This is a genomic window from Streptomyces sp. NBC_00878 (assembly GCF_026341515.1).
Lineage (GTDB): Bacteria > Actinomycetota > Actinomycetes > Streptomycetales > Streptomycetaceae > Streptomyces.
Genome location: NZ_JAPEOK010000001.1, coordinates 8,146,262 through 8,161,546, shown reverse-complemented (window position 1 = coordinate 8,161,546; position 15,285 = coordinate 8,146,262). Strand labels below are relative to the sequence as shown.

The following is a 15,285-nucleotide window of genomic DNA, read 5'->3' as shown; positions in this document are numbered from 1 at the left end:
CCTAAAGCCGCTCAACAATCGTCACGTTCGCCTGACCCCCGCCCTCACACATCGTCTGCAACCCGAACCGCCCACCTGTCCGCTCCAGTTCATGCAGCAACGTGGTCATCAGCTTCACCCCGGTCGCCCCCAGCGGATGCCCCAACGCAATCGCACCCCCATTGACGTTGACCCTGTCCGGATCCGCCCCGGTCTCCTTCAACCACGCGAGCACCACCGGCGCGAAGGCCTCGTTGATCTCGACGAGGTCGATCTCCCCGATGGACATCCCGGTCTTCTTCAAGGCATACGCGGTGGCCGGAATCGGCGCCGACAGCATCCGTATCGGATCCTCCCCCCGCACGGACAGATGATGAACCCGCGCCCGGGGCGTGAGCCCGTGCTCGCGCACAGCCCGCTCGGAGGCGAGCAGCATCGCGGCCGCGCCGTCCGACACCTGGGAGGAGCAGGCGGCGGTGATGGTGCCGCCCTCCACGACCGGCTTCAGCCCGGCCATCCTCTCCAGCGAGGTGTCCCGCCGCGGCCCCTCGTCGACCGTGACATCCCCGAACGGCACGACCTCCCGCTCGAACCGTCCCTCGTCGATCGCCCGGATCGCCCGCTGATGCGACCGCAGCGCGAACTCCTCCTGGTCCCGCCGGCTGATCCCCCACTTCTCGGCGATCAGCTCCGCGCCGTAGAACTGGTTGACGGGCCGGTCCCCGTACCGCGCCCGCCACCCCTCGCTCCCCGCGAACGGACCCTCAGTGAGCCCCAGCGGCTCCGCGGCCTGGCGCGAGGCGAAGGCGATGGGGATCCGCGTCATGTTCTGGACGCCGCCCGCGACCACCAGGTCCTGGGTGCCGGACAGGACGCCCTGCGCGGCGAAGTGCACGGCCTGCTGCGAGGACCCGCACTGCCGGTCGATCGTCACCCCGGGCACCTCCTCGGGCAGCCCGGCCGCCAGCCAGCACGTCCGCGCGATGTCACCGGCCTGCGGCCCCACTGCGTCCAGGCACCCGAAGACGACGTCCTCGACGGCGGCCGGGTCGACACCGGACCGTGCGACCAGAGCCTTCAGCACATGCGCGCCCAGGTCGGCGGGATGGACCCCGCCGAGGCCGCCCTTCCGGCGCCCCACGGGCGTACGGACCGCTTCGACGATGTAGGCCTCGGCCATGACGACTCCTCGGGCTCCTCAGTGGGTCCAATGGGTTCAGCGGGGTCAGTGAGTTCAGCTGGGGTCAGTGGGGTCAGTGGGTTACGTACGTACGGCGATTCCGTCGAGGACCATCGACAGGTACTGCCGGGCGATCTCCTCCGGGCTGTGCTGTCCGCCGGGCCGGTACCAGGACGCGGCGACCCACACGGTGTCGCGTACGAACCGGTAGGTGAGCCGGATGTCGAGGTCGTCCCGGAAGACCTCTCCGGCCACTCCCCGCTCCAGCGTGGACAGCCACGCCTTCTCGAACTTGCGCTGCGACTCGGCGAGGAACGCGAACCGCTCCTGCGCGACGAGACGCTTGGACTCCTTCTGGTAGATCGCGACGGCCGCGCGGTGCCGGTCGATCTCCCGGAAGGACTCGGTGACCAGGGCCTCCAGCGTCTCGCGCGGGCCGAGCTCGGCCTCCAGGACGGTGTCGTACCCGTCCCACAGCTCGTCCAGGAAGGTCCGCAGGATCTCCTCCAGCATCGATTCCTTGGAGTCGAAGTGGTAGTAGAGGCTGCCCGCGAGCATGCCCGCGTGGTCCGCGATCTTGCGGACGGTGGTGGCGTTGTAGCCCTGCTCGGCGAAGACCTCGGCGGCGGTGCCGAGGAGTTCACGGCGCCGCTCGGGCGAGGCGGTCACCTGGGGCTTCTTCTTGGTAGGCACGGTTCCATTGTGGTCCCAGGGGTGCCGGCCGCCGACGGCCTACGCACGTTGGCTGCTGACGGAGACGATCTCGCCCGTCATGTACGAGGAGTAGCCGGACGCCAGGAACACGATCACGTTGGCCACCTCCCACGGTTCGGCGTACCGCCCGAAGGCCTCGCGGGCCGTCAGCTCCTCCAGCAGTTCGGGGGTCGTCACCTTCACCAGGTGCGGATGCATGGCGAGGCTCGGCGAGACGGCGTTGACCCGGACCCCGAACCCGGCCGCCTCCAGCGCCGCGCACCGGGTCAGCGCCATGACCCCCGCCTTCGCCGCCGCGTAGTGCGCCTGTCCGGCCTGGGCGCGCCAGCCGACGACGGAGGCGTTGTTGACGATCACACCGCCGTGCCCGCCCTCGTCACCATGCCCGGCCTCCCGGAAGGCACGCAGAGCCGCGCGCATGCACCGGAAGGTGCCGTTCAGCGTCACGTCGAGCACCCGGGACCACTGCTCGTCGCTCATGTCGACCAGGTCCGAAGTCCCGCCGAGACCGGCGTTGTTGACGACGATGTCGAGCCGCCCGTGCTGCCGCAGGGCCGCGTCGAAGAGGGCCCGCACCTGGGCCTCGTCGGTGACGTCGCACGCGAGCGCCGCCACCCCGTCGAACTCCGCGGCCAGCTCGGCCTCGTACTCCTTCAGCCGTCGCGCGTGCGCGTCGCTGATCAGTACGCGCGCGCCCTCCTCCAGGAAGCGGCGGGCCGTGGCCCCGCCGATCCCCGCGCCCGCGGCGGCGGTGACGACGGCCGTACGCCCCTTCAGCAGCCCGTGCCCGGGCACGTACGCCGGACCCTCGACGTCTGTCATGGACCCACGCTAACCTACCAAACACTTGTTAGGGAAGGATCGCCGCTGATGGACCTCGACTTCACGGCCGACCAGGACGCCTTCCGCGCCGAGGCGCGCGCCTGGCTGCACGCGCACGTCCCGTCGCCGCCGCTGCCCTCCCTGGAGACCGAGGAGGGCTTCGCGGCCCACCGCGCGTGGGAGGCCGAACTCGCCGCGGACCGGTGGTCGGTGGTGTCCTGGCCGACCGCGTACGGCGGACGGGACTCCGGGCTCGTACGGTGGCTGGTCTTCGAGGAGGAGTACTACGCGGCGGGCGCACCGGGCCGGGTCGGCCAGAACGGCGTCAACCTCCTCGCGCCGACCCTCTTCGACCACGGCACGGAGGAGCAGCGGGCCCGGATCCTGCCGCCGATGGCGTCCGGCGAGGTCGTCTGGGCGCAGGCGTGGTCCGAGCCCGAGGCCGGGTCCGACCTTGCCTCGCTCAGGTCCAGGGCGGTGCGTACGGACGGCGGCTGGCTGTTGAGCGGGCAGAAGACGTGGTCGTCGCGGGCCGCGTTCGCCGACCGCGCGTTCGGCCTGTTCCGCAGTGAGCCGGACACCCCGAAGCCCCATCAGGGCCTCACCTACCTGATGTTCGACCTCCGCGCGCCGGGCGTGACCGTCCGCCCCATCGGCCGCCTGGACGGGAAGCCGGCCTTCGCCGAACTCTTCCTGGACGACGTGTTCGTACCCGACGCGGACGTGATCGGCGAGCCCGGCCAGGGCTGGCGGGTCGCCATGTCGACAGCGGGCAACGAGCGCGGTCTGACGCTCCGCTCCCCCGGCCGCTTCCTGGCGTCGGCCGACCGTCTGGCCACGCTCTGGCGGGGGCGCGGCCGGGACCCGTTCACCCGCGACCGGGTGGCGGACGCGGTGATCGGCGCCCGCGCGTACCAGCTCTTCACGTACGCGAGCGCCTCCCGTTTCCTCGACGGCGAGCCCCTCGGCCCGGAGTCCAGCCTGAACAAGGTCTTCTGGTCGGAGTACGACATAGCGCTGCACGAGACGGCGCTCGATCTCCTGGGCGGAGACGGTGAGTTGACAGCCTCCGCTGACGACGAGGGCGGCGACTGGACCGAGGGATACGTGTTCTCGCTCGCCGGTCCCATCTACGCGGGCACGAACGAGATCCAGCGCGACATCATCGCCGAGCGCCTCCTGGGCCTGCCGAAGGGACGCCGCTGATGCGTTTCCTCCTGGACGACGAACAGCGCGCCTTCGCCCACTCGTTGGACGCCCTGCTGACGGCGGCGGACACCCCGTCGGCCGTACGCTCGTGGGGCGCCGGTGATCATACGGCCGGGCTGGCCCTGTGGTCCCGTATCGCCGACGCGGGGGTGTTCGCGCTGGCGGTTCCCGAGGCGTACCAGGGTGTCGGTCCGCTGCCCGTCGAACTGGCAGTCGCCTTCGTGGAGTTGGGGCGGCACGCGGTACCGGGGCCGCTGGTGGAGACGGTGACGGCGGCCGCGCTGCTGACGGAACCGGGACTGGCGAAGAGGTTCCTGCCGGGACTGGCGTCCGGGGAGACGATCGCGACGGTGGCCCTGGACGGCTCGTACGCGCTGGACGGAGACGCGGCGACGATCCATCTCGCAGTCGAAGGCGGCGAGTTGAGGCTGGCCCAGGGGTACGGGCAGGGGCACGGGCCGGTCCGTACGTCCATGGATCCGGCCCGCCGCCTCACCAGGCTGGAGAAGGCGGGCAGCGAACTCCTCGCGACCGGCCCCCAAGCCACCGCGACCACCGCCCACGCCCTCACCTGGGCCAGGCTCGCGACCGCCGCGCAGGCGCTCGGTGTGGGGCTGGCCCTGCTCGACAGGACGGTGGCGTACGTCAAGCAGCGCAGCCAGTTCGGTGTGCCCGTGGGCTCGTTCCAGGCGGTGAAGCACCGACTGGCCGACGCGAAGGTGGCGTTGGAGTTCGCGCGCCCGTTGCTCTTCGGCGCCGCGCTGTCCATGGCCCCGGCCGATGTGGCCGCCGCCAAGGTCACGGCGTGCGAGGCGGCGTACACGACCGCCCGTACCGCCCTGCAACTGCACGGTGCGATCGGCTACACGGCGGAGTACGACCTCTCCCTGTGGCTGGCCAAGGCCCGTGCGCTGCGCACGGCTTGGGGCACGCCCGGGGAGTGCCGGGAGCTGGTGCTCACGTACAACACGTACAAGTAGCGGCGCTCTCAGTGGTGATGGTGATCGTCGCTGCTGGTGAGTTCGCGGTACTCCTCGACGGTCGGCTTGGGGATGTGCGCGTTCTGTCCGTACATGGCGCGGGCGAGCCGCGCCCGCAGCCGCTGGGAGGGTTTGACCTTCCGCTCGACGCCGTTCGCGTCGACGAGCGGGCCGACGTCGTAGGGCGGGTCCTGCTCGTGCTGGGTGAGGGTGAACCGCTGGGCCTGGGTGAGGGGTTCGTGCACCTCGACGAACTCGCCGTCCGGCAGCCGCTTGATGACGCCGGACTCCCTGCCGTGCAACACCTTGTCGCGGTCGCCGCGCTGGAGCCCCAGACAGACGCGCTTGGTGATGACGAAGGCGAGCACCGGCACCAGGAAGAACGCGATCCGTACGAACCAGGTGATCGAGTTGATCGACAGATGCAGATGCGTGGCCACGATGTCGTTGCCGCCGCCGATCAGCAGTACTCCGTACAGACTCAGCCAGGCGACGCCGAGCGCGGTGCGCGTGGGGACGTTGCGGGGCCGGTCCAGGATGTGGTGCTCGCGTTTGTCGCCGGTGATCCACGCCTCGATGAACGGGTAGACGCCGATCGCCAGCATGATCAGCGGGAAGAGGGAGAAGGGGATGAAGACGCCCAGCTGCAGGGTGTGGCCCCAGGCGTTGATCTCCCATCCCGGCATCACCCGGATCAGCCCTTCGGAGAAGCCGAGATACCAGTCGGGCTGTGCGCCGGTGGTGACCAGGTCCGCACGATAGGGCCCGAAGGCCCACACGGGGTTGATCGTCGCGATCGCGCCCATCATCGACAGCACGCCGAAGACCAGGAAGAAGAAGCCGCCGGCCTTGGCCATGTAGACCGGCATGAACGGCATGCCCACCACGGACTTCTGGTCGTGGCCGGGCCCGGGGTACTGGGTGTGCTTGTGGTAGAAGACCAGGATCAGATGGGCGACGACCAGGCCGAGCATGATCCCGGGCAGCAGGAGGACGTGGATCGGGTACAGCCTGGAGATGATGTCGTGTCCCGGGAACTCTCCTCCGAAGAGGAAGAACGCGAGATACGTGCCGACGATCGGCACGGACAGGATGGCGCCCTGTGCGAAGCGGAGGCCGGTGCCGGAGAGCAGGTCGTCGGGGAGCGAGTAGCCGGTCAGGCCGGTGATGATGCCGAGGAACAGCAGCGTCCAGCCGAACAGCCAGTTCAGCTCGCGCGGTTTGCGGAACGCGCCCGTGAAGAACACGCGCATCATGTGCACGAGCATTCCGGCGACGAACACGACCGCGGCCCAGTGGTGGATCTGCCGGATCAGCAGACCGCCGCGCACGTCGAAGCTGATGTCGACGGTGGATTCGTACGCCCTGGTCATGATGATGCCGTTGAGGGGTTCGTACGAGCCGTTGTAGACGACCTCGGCGGCGCTGGGCTCGAAGAAGAGGGTGAGGTAGACGCCGGTGAGGATGAGGATGAGGAAGCTGTAGAGGCAGACCTCGCCCAGCATGAAGGACCAGTGGTCCGGGAACACCTTGCGCATCTGGGTCTTGGCCAGCGAGTAGACACCGAGCCGTCCGTCGGCCCAGTCGGCCACCTTCTCGCCCTTGCCCGTCTGTGCCGCTCGCCCGCTGCTCCGCGCGTCCATACGTGGCCCTCCCCATAGGCTCAGTTCAGGGTGGCACGGGGTTCTGCGAAGCCAAAGGGGTTGTGAACTACTGCGGATGTACTGAGTGGTAATGACTTGTGGTGAGTGTGAGTGTGAGTGAGTACCTGGCACACGATGCGGCCGGGTGGGCAGTGCGCAAGCGAGCGCTGATGGGTAAGTCGTCGGCGCGCCGGGCGGGCAGTATCGCCAAGGCCACCCCCGATCAGTGGGCGCTGGCCAGGTGCGGGCAGGCCGCCCACATCAGGTGACTGCGGGGGTAGATCGCCTCGATCGAGGCGCGCCTGCCCGGGCCGAAGCTTTCCGGCAGGACCGCCCAACTCCGCCCGCAGCAGCGCCAGTTCCTCCGCGCTCACAGGTCATCCCCCGACGCCCACGGTTTCTCAACCCGATGCGGGACGGCGCCTCGGGCCGAACGAACCGTACTCTTTGGCACTTGACTTCTCCCCCTCGTGAACGAGGGGGATTCTCACAGCTCGCGCCGTGAGGGTTTCTGCTTCATCGCCGACTGCCCGCCCGGAGTACTCCGTTGAGGTCTTACACCGGCTCCACAGACAGACACGCTCAGCCCGAGCGCCAGAAGATTCTTCGCTGCGTTCACGTCCCGGTCATGGGTGGTGCCGCAGTCGCATATCCATGTCCGGACATGCAGCGGCATCTTCTCCTGGAGAGCGCCGCAGGAGGAGCACAGTTTGGACGAGGGGAAGAAGCGGTCCACGACCACCAGATCCCGCCCGTACCAGTCGCACTTATACTCCAGCATGTTCCGCATCTCCCGCCAGGCCGCATCCGAGATGGCGCGGGCGAGACTGCGGTTCTGGACCATGTTCTGTACGGTCAGGTCCTCGATCACGATCGTTTGGTTTTCACGAACGAGACGAGTAGTTGCCTTGTGCAGGTGGTCGCGCCTGCGATCGGCGATCCGGGCGTGGACCTTCGCGACCTTCAGCCGGGCCTTCGCCCGGTTCGCGGAACCCTTGGTCTTCTTCGCGAGATTCCGCTGCGCCTTCGCCAGGCGGGCACGGTCCTTGCGTTCATGTCCCGGGTTGGAGATCTTCTCGCCCGTCGACAGGGTGAGAAGGTGGTCGAGGCCCGCGTCCACCCCGACCGCCGAATCCGCGGCGGGGAGCGGGGCAACGATCGGGTCCTCGCACAGCATGGACACGAACCAGCGCCCTGCCGCGTCCTGGGACACGGTCACCGTGGACGGCTTCACCCCCTCGGGGAGGTGGCGCGACCACCGGATGTCCAGAGGTTCGGCCATCTTCGCCAGCGTCAGCTGGCCGTCACGGAAACGGAAACCGCTGGTCGTGTACTCGGCAGACTTGCGGGACTTCTTCCGCGACTTGAAGCGGGGGTACTTGGCCCGCTTGCCGAAGAAGTTGGTGAACGCCGTCTGCAAGTGCCGAAGTGTCTGTTGGAGCGGCACCGAGGAGACCTCATTGAGGTACGCAAGTTCCTCGGTCTTCTTCCATGTCGTCAGCATCGCGGAGGTGGCGTTGTAGTTGACCCGCTCCTGCCGCGTCCACGCCTCGGTGCGGGCGGCGAGCGCCATGTTGTAGACCTTCCTCACGCATCCGAAGGTGCGCGACAGCTCGGCTGCCTGCGCATCTGTCGGATAGCAGCGGTACTTGAACGCCCGCTTCACGTGAGTGGTCACGCCTCACAAACTAGTGCGAGTCCAGGTAAAGAACAAATCTGCGGTCAGAGCACCGCGGTCCGCCCTGAGGGCGGATTGCAGCCGCCTGCCCTGCTCCGCAGGAGTCCGATTCCTCCCCCGGCCGAAGCCGGGGGTTTCCCCGGAGGTCCCCGATGAAACGCGCTGGCCGTCTGCTGTTCGTCACCGTCCCTGTCGTCGCGGTGGCGGTGTACTTCGCCGTACCGGACCAGAACGACCAGAGTGGCGAAGACGGCCGCTCCGACGCCCGGACCACGTCCCCGTCGGCCTCCTCCCCCTCGACCTCCTCCGGGTCGGCCGGCGACCTGGACAGCCCGGAGAAGAAGGAACTGGCCCAGCGGATCGTGTCCAGCGCCGAGAACTCCAGTCTCGACTGGCGCGCCCAGTACGACTACATCGAGGACATAGGCGACGGCCGTGGCTACACGGCCGGGATCATCGGCTTCACCACGGGCACGCACGACCTGCTCACACTGGTCGAGCTGTACACCGAGTCCCATCCGGACAACGCCCTGGAGCCGTACCTCCCGGCCCTCCGCTCCGTCGACGGCTCCGACTCCCACGAGGGCCTGGACCCCGGTTTCACCGCCGCGTGGAAGGAGGAGGCACAGAAGGATGCCTTCAAGCGCATCCAGGACTCCCAACGCGACCGGGTCTACTTCGACCCGGCGGTCCGCCTCGCCAAGCGTGACGGCCTGGGCGCCCTCGGCCAGTTCATCTACTACGACGCCATGGTCATGCACGGCCCCGGCGACCCCGGCTTCCACGGCATCCGCGAGCGGGCCATGTCCGAGGCCGACACTCCTGCGGAGGGTGGTTCCGAGAAGAAGTACCTCGACATCTTCCTCGACACCCGCCGCGCCACGATGAAGTCCGAGAAACGCGACACGACCCGTATCGACACGGCCCAACGCCGTTTCCTGTACGACGGCAAACTCGACTTGGAGCCCCCACTGGAGTGGAAGGTCTACGGCCAGCCGTACCGGGTGACGTAGCGGACACCAACCCACCGCGGAAGCGGGCCACTTCTGGAATCATGTCGCTGATCAGCGCCGGTCGGCGAGGGGGTACCGAGTGAGGTCCGGGGACACGATGCACGGTGAGTTCCAAGGACGGCGGCGGGCGCTGCTGATCGGTGTGACAGCGACTCCGTTCCTGTCCGACGACCCGTTGCTCAACAAGGAGTTCGCCACGCTGGAGTGCGCGGAGCGCGACGTCGGGCTCTTGTCGGCGGCTCTGGAGCTGTCCGGGTACGCGATCACCGAGCACCACGCGGGCCGCGTCTCCGAACTCAAACTGGGCCAGAACGGGCTCAAAGGCGAACTGCACCGCTTCTTCGTCTCGTGCGAACCGGGCGACACCGCCTTCGTCTACGTTTCCTGCCACGGGGTCACGCTGGGTGGCCGTGACTTCCTGCTGGCGGCGGACGCACAGCCGGGCGACCCACGCGCCGACGGGACCCCCACGCTTCTCACCGACTCGCTGCTCGGGGCCGACCCGGTGGGACTGCAACTACGCGGCCTGAAGAAGGGGGTCACCGCCGTCATCTGCCTGGACACGTGCCGGACGGCGGACCTCCTGCCGGGTGAGGAGGTCTCGACAGGGGTACGGGCACCTGCTCAGGACGTGGTGTGGCTCTACAGCTGCGGCCCCGGACAGCGTGCGTACGCCGACCGGGAGAACGGCAGCTGGTTCGCCCAGGGGCTGGCACAGGCGTTGGCGCCCGACAGTCCGCCGACGACGTTCGGTGACATCATGCGGCACACCGAGCAGGAGATGCGCCGGCTGGCCGGTGACGAACAGGTCGATCCGCCCACCGTCAAGCATCTCGCCCCACACGGGCGGCTCGTGGACACCCTTGAGCTGTGCAAGGGGTTCAAGGAGCCGCTCCCGTGGGCCGAGATGGTCACGAAATCCGCACTGTGGGAGCACACTTCGGGCGGCGACGCGGTGCACGCCCGCGTCAAGGCCGGCCTCACAGAACTGGTGGAGCGAGTCGGGCGAAACCTTCGAGGTGCGGGCGCCCACAAGAGCAATCCATGGCGGGATCCGACGTATCCGGCTCGGTTCGAGCGCAGGCTCGTCGGTCTCGTCGAGCGTGCCCGGCTCAAGGAACTGCAGGCGCTTCTGTCTCCGGCCGAGACAGCGGTACTGCTCGCCGCACCACTGGTGTACGAGGACATCACCGCCGTCGCCCTGGAGGATCTGCGGCAGGTCCTGGACCGGCGTCGGCCGGACGAGGCCAAGCCCGACGAGCACCTCGACGAACACGGAAAGCTGGTCGTTGCCGCTGTCGAAGACGTGCGCCGGGCCCACAAACAGGTGCAGGGCACCCTGGAGACCCTGCGGGCACGCGGTCTCGCTCCGCAGGCCGAGGCCGCCGAGCACTGGCTGCGCCATCGCTTCATCGCGGACTGGGACCCCCTGTGGGAGCGCACCGGGGGATACGAGTCCGTCAACATCCTCATGTCCGGGCTGGCCCGGGTGATCGCCCGCTCCGCCGAGCCACTGCCGCCCGGGCGGGCGTCGGAGCAGTCGCTGCGGCTCATCGACCGCCAAATCCGCCAGGTATTGGGCCACTTGACCGTGGAACCGGGTGACCGCCCCCGCATCAACGACTCCGACAGCGACAGCTGGAGCAGATACGACCCGGTTCCGGGTGGAAAGTGGCGCGGCCAGGAGCTCGCTCAGCTGCTGTGGACGGCGGGGCTGCTGTCGGCCGATCCGCGCCGGATGTCCAGCGTGCTCGTCAACCACCTCGGAGCGCACGAACGGCTCGATCCGCAGACGGTGGTCGACGCGCTGTCCGAGGAGTTCGACTTCGCGGTTGTCGGCGACCTCACCGCGGACCGGTACGGCCTGGATGTCCGCTTCCACTGCCCGCATCCCGCGCTGCACGCGGCCGTCGAGGAACTCGCGGGCCGGGCCAACGCCGCGGTGGCCGCGATCCGCAGCCGCTGGCGGGAGCAGCGCTCCAGTCCGCCGTCATTGTTGCGCGGTCTTCCCGAGCGCGTCACCGCGGGCCAGCTGGTGCCCGAATCGGGGCAGTACACAGTCCCGCTGGAACGCTTCCGCCTCGCCGAGGACGAGATCCGGCCCCTGCTGATGGGCGCGCAGCTGTACGGCGACAAGATGTTGGCCGTCCGCGAGCTGTACCAGAACGCGCTCGACGCCTGTCGGCTGAGGGACATGCGCGACCAGTACGGCCGGTCCCAGGGCGAGGGCACAGAAGGCTGGGAGGGCAAGATCGCCTTCACACAGGGCTGGGACGAGAAGGGGCGTCTTTACATCCAGTGTGAGGACAACGGCACGGGGATGAGCCGCGCCAAGCTCACCTCGATGTTCGCCCGCGCGGGAAAGCGTTATGAGCAGGACCCCGAGTTCATGCAGGAACGACGCGAGTGGCGGCGTGCCGGTCTCAAGCCGATCGCGCTCAACTCCCGTTTCGGCATCGGTGTTTTCAGCTACTTCATGCTCGCCGAGGAGGTCGTGGTCGTCACCGCCCCGGTCGACCGCTACGGTCTGCGGGAGTCCCTCGACCAGGCTTCGCGCGCCGACATCCAATCCGGTTCGGGCCTGCTGAGCATCACCCCGGGCAAGGGCGTACCCGCCCAAGGCGGCACCCGGGTCCGGCTTTACCTCGCACTGGCCAAGGAAGAACAGCCGCCGTCCCTCGTGGAGACCCTCCAGTCGCAGTTGTGGGTGAGCGACTACGCGGTAACGGCGGTGGAGTACGCACAGGACGAACCGGAACGGGAGGTCCGGAGCCGGGAGTGGAAACCTGGCAGGCTGAAGGCCGTGGCGAACTGGCGCGGCCCGGCGGTCCACGCGGACGGCACCGACGTGTGGCTCGTCCAGGGCGAAGGGCAGCTGCTCCTCGACGGAGTGGTGATCGAGGACGCTCCCCGCGCATACGGATGCGTCGTCAATCTCCGGGAACGGCACCGGCCGGTACCGAGTGTGGACCGCAACGACCTCCTGTCGTACGACGAGGACGCCGTGCAGAAGGAAGTGCTCGCTGCGGCGCCCAAGGCCGCAGCCCAGTGGAAAGAAGTGTCGCTACGGCGGCTGTGGCAGCTCGCCCAGGAGGGGCCGCCCTTGGCCGTGGCGGTCCTCGACGCCCTGCCCGCGGGAGTGACGGCGACCCTGGAACCGGCCGGCAATGACGTCCGCCTGCTGCGCGGACGAATGCAGTTGGGGCCGACGGGCTGTCTGCCAATGGATCACCGGATTGTCTCCGATGCACACGACATGACGTTGCTGGGAAAGGACCGCGCGTACGAGAACAACCTGTTCCGGCAGTGGCGGATGGCAAGGCTGGAGCATGCTCCACTCGCCGACCACGAGTTCTCACCACCCGAATATCCCGTGGCGACGGGGCTTGACTCTCTGCTCTTCGTCGACACCCCGTCCCCGGAATGGGCATGGGCTCCCGTGCTGAAGGCCGCGGCTCTGGCGAGGCTCCCCGTGAGAGCCGCGGTCAAGGCACTGCGCCGGTATGCCATCACGGGTGTGTACGTCCCCTCGGTCACCGACATCCGCTCCCAGCTCGCTCTCGAACTCCCGCCCGCCGCAGCCGATCTCTACATTGCCTATCGCGACCTGCTCCGGTCTGCCGGCGATCGCGTCGCGGCGCACGCACCCTTGCTGCTCATCTCCGACGAGTACAACCTCCCTCTGGGCGAGTGTCTGCCTCTGCTGGGCCGGCTCCAAGAACTCGACCCCGGGCTCCCTCCGCTCCCGGAGCTGGGCGAATCCCTCGCCGCTGAGCGATTCACCTACGAGGAAGCGCGCGTGCTGGCCGGCGACAAGGGTTCCGAATGGCTCCCGTCAACGAGATGGCACAACGGTGCGATGTCAATCACGCATCTCAAGGGCCGTGTGGAAACCAGTTTCGTCGACTCTTCACTGGACGCCGCGGAACTGCTGGCCCGCGTCCGTCGGCTCGCTCCCCTCGGCTTCTCCGTATGGGAAGAAGCCGAGGCGGCGCCAGGGGACCGCGGCTCTCTGACAGCGGCCGAGCACCTGCTCCTGATGGTCAGGACCGATGTCGGGAATCCGTGGGTGGACAAGCGTCTGACCCTCCGGCAGGTGCTGCTCGCCTCATCACGCCGCGAGATATCGCTGGGTGAGGCGGCACGACTCTTCGCCGAGGCATCCGCCGTCACCGCGATCCGCGCTCCCGCCGTCCCCGCGGAAGCCGCCGCCTGGACCCCGCCGTACTGGGTCGTCCGTGTCGTGGAGCAATGGCGGAAACCAAGGAAGGCGTTCGGGCCCTGGGAACTGATCAACGCCTATCTCTACCAATACTCGAAGCAGACGCCACGAGCTATCGCGGAATTCCGGGAGGCGGTGACGGCACTTGACGCCTGTGGTCTCCTGACGACCGACCCGTCCTGGGATCACGAGTCACTGATCCGGCAGGCGACGGCTCCGCCTCTCGACAGCGTCACGTACGGATACACGGGTTCCGCGCTGGATACGGCTCCCGTGTCCAGCGCCTTCTGCCTGTCGCTCGTACGCAGCGGAACCGGCACCCTGGGCGAAGTCCTGGACCGGCTGGAAGCCGCGGAGAAACACCTGCCTCTGCACCTTCCCGACATGACGGCGGAGGCCCGTTCGCTGCATTGCGGCGCCTACGACCGGCATGCGCTTCTCGATGGACGAACGGGCACCGGGGAAGCGCCCGAATTCCGTAGCCTGACGATCCAGGATCTCCTTGAACATGCCGACGACTCCGGCGGCACGCTTTCCCAATCGGTCCACAGCCTCTCCCGCTTCACCGCCATCGGCGCCCCACCCCTGCCCGGCGACTTCACCGGCCCCGACGCCGAGGCCCTCACCGACTTCGAGCCCAACCGCTTCGACCTCGCCGCCTTCGATCCCGGGCTGCTGGGCCCCGGCACACTCGGCCCTCTCGAACTGGTCCTGGTGGCAGGCCGTTTCGGGTGGACGCTGAAGCGGACGTACGACCGATACGCCCCCTTCCGCTGTCTCGGCCTGAACGTCGAGGTCAGCGAACCCACACGGCACGAAGCCGATATGACTCCCACGTGGTACGACGTGGTCATCCTCACCGAGCAGCTGACCGGGCGGACGCCAGCTCTGTCCGGAACCGTCACGGCGGACCACATCGCCCTCTGCGCGGAAGAGACGGACCTGCCCGAAGCCGAGGTGCGCGAGCGCCTGGGGCGGTACTCCGCTCTCTTCCGGCTCCAACTCCCGCCCGAGGAAGGCCAGGAAGCCAGTTGAGCCCTCTCAATCCGTACAACGCGGACCCGCATCACACCACCCCGGCCGCCTTCCAGTGGACGCACGGTGTCTCGGACGGCAAGGAGCTGCACGAAGCGACCGGCGCCTGCCCGGAGTGCGGCTGTGTGATGACCAAGCGCTACACGACCGGCCAATACACCCAGTCCAAAGGCGGTTTCCTCGGCCGTCGCAAGAGTCCCGGCCCTCAGCCCTTCAGCACGCTGTGCCAGTGCACTTCCCTGCATACAGATCGTCCTGAAGGTGTTCAGGTCGGCTGCGGCGCTCGTATCACCATCGCCTCCTGGCTGGACGGTGCCTCGCAATGACATACACACGTGCCGAACTGGACGATGCCGACCGCCGCATCGAGGAGATGTTCGGCTCCGGACGACAACTGGCGGCCGCACTCCACCAGGCCGAGGGCTACCGCAACTTCGTGGCCTCGCTCACCGGTCTGCTCACCGCCGTCTTCGTGCTCAAGGGGCAGGAGGATCTGAGCAAGCTGGACGCCGGCCCGCGCTGGGCGGTCGTGTCGCTCCTCGTCACCGGATTTCTGACGCTGATCGTCGCCTCTTGGCTCGGTGTGGTCGCCGTGCACGGGCGCCCCGGCGACGAGTTCTACGGCGAGCCGAACCGCCTCCTGGACTACGAGGCAGAGCGCACCCGGCGCATCTGGGTACTCGTCGAGTGGTCACGGTGGCTTGCCCTCACGGGGGTTCTCGCCGTCGCGGCCGCCGTGATCGTCACCTGGGCTGCGCCCGGCAAGTAGCCGAGACAAGGGGCCCGCGGAACCCGGAACGCACCACGGCG

Annotated in this window: 11 protein-coding genes; 6 read left to right on the top strand and 5 right to left on the bottom strand. The window is 68.4% G+C overall.

The features are described from left to right. Position 1: 1 nt before the first annotated feature. The 3 genes from OHA11_RS35385 to OHA11_RS35375 form a co-directional block, all read right to left on the bottom strand. Complete coding sequence (locus OHA11_RS35385; RefSeq protein WP_266503272.1) at positions 2-1,159, bottom strand: acetyl-CoA C-acetyltransferase; 1,158 nt, start codon at positions 1,157-1,159, stop codon at positions 2-4. Positions 1,160-1,240: 81 nt separating this feature from the next. Then, a complete protein-coding gene (locus tag OHA11_RS35380; protein ID WP_266503271.1) occupies positions 1,241-1,852 on the bottom strand; it encodes a TetR/AcrR family transcriptional regulator in 612 nt (203 codons plus the stop codon). A 39-nt stretch (positions 1,853-1,891) separates the two neighbouring features. Continuing rightward, positions 1,892-2,695 carry an SDR family oxidoreductase gene (locus OHA11_RS35375; protein WP_266503270.1) on the bottom strand — a complete coding sequence of 268 codons (804 nt, stop codon included), beginning with the start codon at positions 2,693-2,695 and terminating at the stop codon, positions 1,892-1,894. Between the two features lie 48 nt (positions 2,696-2,743). Between OHA11_RS35375 and OHA11_RS35370 the strand changes: the two genes are divergently transcribed. Together OHA11_RS35370 and OHA11_RS35365 are read left to right on the top strand one after the other, a co-directional pair. After that, entirely contained in the window at positions 2,744-3,901 is a 1,158-nt protein-coding gene (locus OHA11_RS35370) for an acyl-CoA dehydrogenase family protein (RefSeq protein ID WP_266503269.1), read from the top strand. Further along, positions 3,901-4,884: an acyl-CoA dehydrogenase family protein gene (locus OHA11_RS35365; RefSeq protein ID WP_266503268.1), complete on the top strand. Its 984-nt coding sequence runs from the start codon at positions 3,901-3,903 to the stop codon at positions 4,882-4,884. Before OHA11_RS35370 ends, OHA11_RS35365 begins: the two co-directional genes overlap by 1 nt. An 8-nt stretch (positions 4,885-4,892) precedes the next feature. Here the strand turns inward: OHA11_RS35365 and OHA11_RS35360 are convergent, their stop codons facing one another. Next, positions 4,893-6,527 (bottom strand): cytochrome bc complex cytochrome b subunit, encoded by a 1,635-nt coding sequence (locus tag OHA11_RS35360; RefSeq protein ID WP_266503267.1) that lies wholly within the window; start codon positions 6,525-6,527, stop codon positions 4,893-4,895. 487 nt (positions 6,528-7,014) lie between these two features. Continuing rightward, positions 7,015-8,205, bottom strand: a complete 1,191-nt coding sequence (locus OHA11_RS35355) for an RNA-guided endonuclease TnpB family protein (protein ID WP_266503266.1) — start codon at positions 8,203-8,205, stop codon at positions 7,015-7,017. Positions 8,206-8,357: 152 nt separating this feature from the next. On the opposite strand from OHA11_RS35355, the gene OHA11_RS35350 reads away from it, so the two are divergent. The 4 genes from OHA11_RS35350 to OHA11_RS35335 all read left to right on the top strand — a co-directional run bounded on the left by OHA11_RS35350 (position 8,358) and on the right by OHA11_RS35335 (position 15,244). Beyond that, the gene (locus tag OHA11_RS35350; RefSeq protein ID WP_266503265.1) at positions 8,358-9,218 is read left to right on the top strand and encodes a chitosanase; all 861 of its coding nucleotides are present in this window, start codon (positions 8,358-8,360) and stop codon (positions 9,216-9,218) included. Between the two features lie 97 nt (positions 9,219-9,315). Continuing rightward, positions 9,316-14,475 (top strand): caspase family protein, encoded by a 5,160-nt coding sequence (locus OHA11_RS35345; RefSeq protein WP_266503264.1) that lies wholly within the window; start codon positions 9,316-9,318, stop codon positions 14,473-14,475. After that, positions 14,472-14,801 (top strand): hypothetical protein, encoded by a 330-nt coding sequence (locus OHA11_RS35340; RefSeq protein ID WP_266503262.1) that lies wholly within the window; start codon positions 14,472-14,474, stop codon positions 14,799-14,801. The genes OHA11_RS35345 and OHA11_RS35340 overlap by 4 nt, the downstream gene beginning before the upstream one ends. Then, positions 14,798-15,244, top strand: coding sequence for a hypothetical protein (locus tag OHA11_RS35335; RefSeq protein ID WP_266503261.1), 447 nt, complete (start codon positions 14,798-14,800; stop codon positions 15,242-15,244). The genes OHA11_RS35340 and OHA11_RS35335 overlap by 4 nt, the downstream gene beginning before the upstream one ends. The last annotated feature ends 41 nt before the right edge of the window (positions 15,245-15,285 follow it).